This is a genomic window from Tolypothrix sp. VBCCA 56010, from assembly GCF_050875635.1.
Lineage (GTDB): Bacteria > Cyanobacteriota > Cyanobacteriia > Cyanobacteriales > Nostocaceae > Hassallia.
This window is the reverse complement of the sequence record NZ_JBPAOH010000261.1, coordinates 1-5,922: the sequence shown is the minus strand read 5'-3', so window position 1 is coordinate 5,922 and position 5,922 is coordinate 1. Positions and strand designations below refer to the sequence as shown.

The following is a 5,922-nucleotide window of genomic DNA, read 5'->3' as shown; positions in this document are numbered from 1 at the left end:
GAAGTTGCGGTTGCACTACTCGCAACCGCCAATTTGTGATTGGCGATCGCATGAATCAGCAGGTGCATAGCACTTGGATTCCCATAACCCGCAACTTGGGTTAGTATGCAAAACCAGATAGTTGCTCGTTTTCGTCGCCGGAGTGACGCAGAGGCTCATTCACAAGCTCTGCACCGACTGATACCAAGTGCAACTTTCACAATCATTTTCAATCCGGCAGTCGAGCAACCAGACCAAATTACCCCATGATTCAGTCATTCTGGAAGTCAACTTAATTTGTCGCGAGCCTCTTTCAGAGGAGCTTCTCCTTACGGAGACGCTACGCGAACGCTAACGCATTTTAATCAAATATTCTTTTCCCATCCTACGTCGTTTCATCACAGAAACTACAAGCGATCGCCTTAAGGATGCTCTTATGCCTTAATATCTTGCACTCACTGAGCAACATCTACTGCAACGATACTGGATTAGCTTAACTAAATACCAATTCTCTTGTTCGTTGGAACATAGGATATCCTCCCTTGCTACCTTTTTTCCAGGAAGGCAAGGGGGGATAATTGGTAGCTAACATTTGGAAAAGTAGCAGGACTTACGCACTCCTTCACTGAAAAACAAACCACGTTCGCCCTTGGCGTCTCCCACAGGAGAAGATACGAAGGACACCAAGGAATAAGAGTTTCAGAGGTATTTTGCGTAAGTCTTAAGTAGTATATGTTTGTAGAAACTTAGTAATCAATAAGACTTTTGATACTTTGCCATATCGGCAAAGGTCAGAAAACACCGCTGACACCAACCATCCACCCACAATGCCGGAATCTTAAAACTTGCCCCACAGTTTGGACATTCTGACAACAACGTTAATTTGTGGCTCGCGCACCCCTGCATCTCCTTAAACTGCCATTCAATTTTGTGACAAGGTGACTCAGCATAACAAGCTCCACACAACCGAATTGGCTCCATTTTCATCCCCACACCAGGAGGCGGCAGCATCTGCGCTAACCTATCTGCATCAACCCCCACCACAGCTGCTAACTTCTCCAACTGCTGGCGAGTGGGAGGGGGATTAAAGCGGAATTTCTCCCAACGTGCGATGGGCAAAGCCCCGCCGTAGGCGATTGCACCTCCAAGTCCTGCTGCTTTACCTAATCCAGTAGGCGTTAAATGATTCGCTCGTCGAAACCTTCCCAAAAAATGACTTAAACTTTCCCCCTCTAGCAGTTCAATTTGAAATAACCAAGCTTTGATATCTTCCCTTTCCATCACTTGTACTCAGCAGCCACTTCCTTGAGCGTTTCCAAGTCAATTTTTTGCAGTCCCTTTTTTAAAGCCCGGATTGCAGTCTCTCGGAGAATCATATCCATCAAACCGATATAACCTCCAGTTGCTTCCCCTAATGTCTTCAACATCGTCTTACTTGAAAGATTAGAAGCAACTGGTAATCTAAGTATTTGCTTCTCCCAAATATCCACCGTTCGCTTAAAATCTTCCCCTGACATCTTTCCAAAACGGTGACAAGACCGAAAACGGTTGTAAACCTGCTCATCCCGCTTAATCACTGCATCTAAGCGATCAGTTCCTACCAAAATCACTGCTATTTCCAACCTGTCAAAAATATCACGCACTTCCGCAAAAGTTTTCGGCTTAAAGCGGTCAGCTTCATCAATAATCAACATCTCTACCCCGCAACCTTTAAGAACCCGCAGCGTTCTATCTCGAATTTCTGCCACTGTTCCTTTAGTTACTTGATATTTCAAATGCTCCATAATTACCCCAAATAACTCCTTTGCACCGCACTCTTGGGGAATTTGGATATAAGCCACAGGTACAGTCGGTGGTTTTCCTGCAACTTGAGAGGGTTTATTCCTAAGCCTATAGGCATCACAACCCATTGTTTTACCCGTTCTCGACTCACCGACCACACGCCCAGATTGCCTTGATTGGCGCTTTCCTTCCAACCAATCATGGAGCATTTGCACTTGTTCGAGTGGGACATAACCTTTACGATTTAATCGCTGAATTTCGCTTTGCAATATCTCGCTATTAATGGGAATCTCACCCAGTTGTTTGGCGATCGCTTGGGCTTGTTTTGAAGTCATTTTCTAAAATCCATAATCTTCACGCATTTGTTCGTAATCAAAAACTTCCGGCATCTCTGGCTCAGGTTCGCTGTCAATAGATACCACCTCTACTGATGACTGTGGCTCAACAGCTATAAGTTGTTTAGCTTTTTTGACCTCAGCGTGTTCGACTTTCTGACGCTCTTTTTTAGTTTTCTTTTGAGTTTGGAATGTTTCGCGTTCCCTAACTTCAGCCAAAATTGAGCGATTACTGACAGCCTTACCCGCTTCTCTGACCTTACGACTGCTAGCTTTTGCCTCATCTAGAGATAGTTCTTCTGTCTGCAAGTCTTGAGCAAACGCACGAGCAAGAAATACCTCTTTATCCCCTTCTGTGCGATAAACCAAAATCGTTGTGATGTCTCTGGGGTCATATCGCAACACTACGCTTTCCCCCGCGTAACCTGCTAAATATTCACCTCGGTACATCAAGTTTTCAAATTGCAGGTAGCCTCCTCGTTGGATTTGTCTTCGAGTTTGCTTCATAAGGCAAATATCCAAATCCCTCTCGGAAAGTAAATCTAGTGTTGCAATTAACCCGGATTCCCAGCGCTGAAATCTAGTTTGGTCGCCCATCCGAGCATCAATTCGTTGGTTATAGTTATCAACGATGTAACGCACCAGCATTTGTTCTAGTTGTCGCAGTGTCAAGCAAGCTTCTTTTTCGGCTTCCTCTGGTCGCTCTTGAACGTTTGACCCTGTATATCCACGCAAGGTTGAGAATAATTCAGTATTGAAAGTTTTAAACGGACGTTCGACACTACCACCTTCAGATGGGCGATCGCGTAAATGACAAACAAACCCTAACTGCACTCCTATCTGCTGCAAATGGTTAGAACGAAAATCCTTACCCCCGTCTGTATAGAAGTGTTGCGGCAAACCATAAGTACCCCATTCTTCGTGAAGTCCATATTCTGAGTTGTACTGCTTGGGCAAAATTGCATGACGCAGCGCTAAAGCCACAACTTGAGAACTTGGTGCATCGTAGCCCAAGTTAATCCCCATAATGCAGCGTGAATAACTATCAATAACCGTTGTTAACCAAGGACGACTAAGAATTTTGCCATTCTGGTCTACTAATAAAACATCAACAAGGGTGTGGTCGCACTGCCAAACTTGGTTACTGTGTTCTATTTGTAAATCTTTTCCGTCACGGGTTTTAACTGATAAGCGCGAACCACGCCAACCTGGAGAGCGAATACTTTTGGCTTTCTCCTCCTTCTCAATTAAAGGTTGCAGGACACGGTAAACCGTCATGTGGGAAGGATGCTTAACTCCCAGTTCGTCTGCCCTTGCCTTCACTCTGATAAATACCTGCTGGCGAGTCATTCTTTTACTACCCTTATTGCCCTCCTTGTAGGTCTTCAAAATAAACTCTTGCCAGTTTTCATCGACTCGGTGCTTTCCTTTATCGGCTCGTTGAGTTTCAGTCAGTGCTGCTAAACCTTCCTGCTCCCAGTTGTCAACCAGTCGTCTTACTGTACGCACTGATTTACCAAGTTTTGCTGCTGCTTCCTTTAACTTTTGAGTATAAGTAGTGCGATCGCTATTTTCTAAAAGACTTTGAATCACCTCGATTTTCAGCAAAGCTTCATCCGAAAGTTTAGAAACAATAACGTTTGCTTCAGCAAGATCCTTATTAACATCTGCGGAGCTTGCCCAAGTCGTAGAGGTTGTAGAAGATTCTGCATTATTCATATTATGTTTTATCAAAACATAGTTGTATTATACTATTATCTTGACAAATAATTTGTTAATTTATGCAAAACCACTATTTTCCATGTTTCTGGGGAGTGACAATTAAATTGTGAATTTTCAGGTATTTGACATCTAATTAGTGAATATCGACTTGGATGGGTATAACTGTCTAAAATAGCAAAAGCCCTGACATAATCCTTGCTATGTCAGGGTTTTAGGTATTTGTCATCTTGTGACAAGATTTTGTTAAATTGACAAATAATTTGTTAATTTACATCTTTGTCAGGGACAAACTGCGATCCATTTTTGGAGAAAAATTAACACCTGCTCAATATCGCACCAGTATTGACGTTTTAATCTGGTGTAATAATCCAGCATCGGAAAGTCGAGTGGGGGTGCGATCGGTTATCAGCACCAGAAAACGAAATAATTACGAGTTTGCCTGTATTTTTACTCATTTTTTATATGGATTTGTTGTTTTAAAATAAGTGCAATCAGCAAATGCGTTGGCGTAGCCCGCCGCAGGCATCGCCAAATCAATAAATGCGAGCGCCGAAATAGCAATTGCGATCGCCAAATCAATAAATGCGATTGCCGAAATAGCAATTGCGATCGCCAAATCAATAAATGCGATTGCCGAAATAGCAATTGCGATCGCCAAAATAGCAAATGCGATCGCCAAAATAGCAAATGCGATCGCCAAAATAGCAAATGTGTTCGCCGAAATAGCAAATGCGATCGCCAAAATAGCAAATGCGATCGCCAAAATAGCAAATGCGATCGCCAAAATAGCAAATGCGATCGCCAAAATAGCAAATGCGAATGCCGAAATAACAATTGCGATCGCCAAAATAGCAAATGCGATCGCCAAATCAATAAATGCGATCGCCAAATCAATAAATGCGATCGCCGAAATCACAAATGCGATCGCAAAATCTATAAACACGATCGCATCCATCCTCTTTTTACCTGAAACTGGCAGTGGGCGATCGCAAAATCAGTATATTGTCTGTTCACAAGTAAAAAACGCTCATCCACGAGGTTCTTTCATTATCAGAAACACATCATTTGTGATGAAATTCTACACTTTTCTGGAATTTAGGGTGTTGGTGTTGAATTTTTCTTATGATCTAGTTGCGTCTCACACCCTTGCTCATGAATGAACAGCGACAGCAAGCCTATCTCAACCTCATTCAACGCCTATTGAATTGCCGTACTAACGATGAATTCCAAGAAACTTTGGCAGCAAACCAAGAATTAGTAGATATTGGCTTCTTGCAGACAATAGAAGCAGAAGCACAGAGGTTTTCACAGCAAGGGGATGAGACGACAGCGAATTGGTTGCAAGGTTTGGCAATGCAACTAAGGGAAGCGTTGAATCTAGATAATAAAGTAGATTTGCAATCTCTCAGTGAGGAGGAGATACAGACATATTACCAATTCTTGATGCAGGTACTACAAGTAACCGCAGACAGTAGTGGTAATTCCCAGGTAGTTTACCCCTTGCTGGCAAGGAATACAGACAAACTCGATGGAGTGTTAGCAGAAATATTGCACCGTTGGGGCACAAATAGACTTGGGGAAGCCAAAGCAGATGAAGCGGAATATTTAGCAGCAGTTATTGTTGCATTTAGCAATCTAATTCAGCAATTTCCCTTGGGTAGCAAAGCCAGCAATATGGAAATTGCCATTACTGGCTATGAAGTCGCGTTGACAGTCTGCACCAGAGAAGCTTTGCCTGTTGATTGGGCAGCAACGCAACATAATCTCGCAAATGCTTACCTAAGTAGAATCAAAGGAGACAAGGCAGAGAATATCGAAAATGCCATCGCTGCTTTTACTGCTGCTTTAACTGTCTTCACCAGGGAAGCTTTGCCTATTGATTGGGCAGCAACGCAAAATAATCTCGCTATTGCCTACAGGGGTAGAATCAAAGGAGACAAGGCAGAGAATATCGAAAATGCCATCGCTGCTTCTACTGCTGCTTTAACTGTCTTCACCAGGGAAGCTTTGCCTATTGATTGGGCAAGGACGCAAAATAATCTCGCACTTGCCTACAGCGATAGAATCAAAGGAGACAAGGCAGAGAATATCGAAAATGCCATCG

General features: G+C 43.1%; 5 protein-coding genes and 1 pseudogene. 2 read left to right on the top strand and 4 right to left on the bottom strand.

The window, feature by feature from the left end:
• Positions 1–105 precede the first annotated feature (105 nt).
• Positions 106–249 carry a hypothetical protein gene (locus AABK37_RS39890; RefSeq protein ID WP_432556924.1) on the top strand — a complete coding sequence of 48 codons (144 nt, stop codon included), beginning with the start codon at positions 106–108 and terminating at the stop codon, positions 247–249.
• Positions 250–732: 483 nt separating this feature from the next.
• Here AABK37_RS39890 and AABK37_RS39885 read toward each other — a convergent pair whose 3' ends face one another.
• The 4 genes from AABK37_RS39885 to AABK37_RS39870 all read right to left on the bottom strand — a co-directional run bounded on the left by AABK37_RS39885 (position 733) and on the right by AABK37_RS39870 (position 4,773).
• Positions 733–1,260: a TniQ family protein gene (locus AABK37_RS39885; protein WP_432556923.1), complete on the bottom strand. Its 528-nt coding sequence runs from the start codon at positions 1,258–1,260 to the stop codon at positions 733–735.
• Complete coding sequence (locus tag AABK37_RS39880; RefSeq protein WP_432556922.1) at positions 1,260–2,096, bottom strand: TniB family NTP-binding protein; 837 nt, start codon at positions 2,094–2,096, stop codon at positions 1,260–1,262. The genes AABK37_RS39885 and AABK37_RS39880 overlap by 1 nt, the downstream gene beginning before the upstream one ends.
• Positions 2,097–2,099: 3 nt before the next feature.
• A complete protein-coding gene (locus AABK37_RS39875) occupies positions 2,100–3,815 on the bottom strand; it encodes a Mu transposase C-terminal domain-containing protein (protein ID WP_432556921.1) in 1,716 nt (571 codons plus the stop codon).
• Between the two features lie 454 nt (positions 3,816–4,269).
• Positions 4,270–4,773: a hypothetical protein gene (locus tag AABK37_RS39870; protein WP_432556920.1), complete on the bottom strand. Its 504-nt coding sequence runs from the start codon at positions 4,771–4,773 to the stop codon at positions 4,270–4,272.
• A gap of 197 nt (positions 4,774–4,970) precedes the next feature.
• Here AABK37_RS39870 and AABK37_RS39865 point away from each other — a divergent pair.
• Positions 4,971–5,922: pseudogene (locus AABK37_RS39865) on the top strand (CHAT domain-containing protein); the annotation flags it as partial.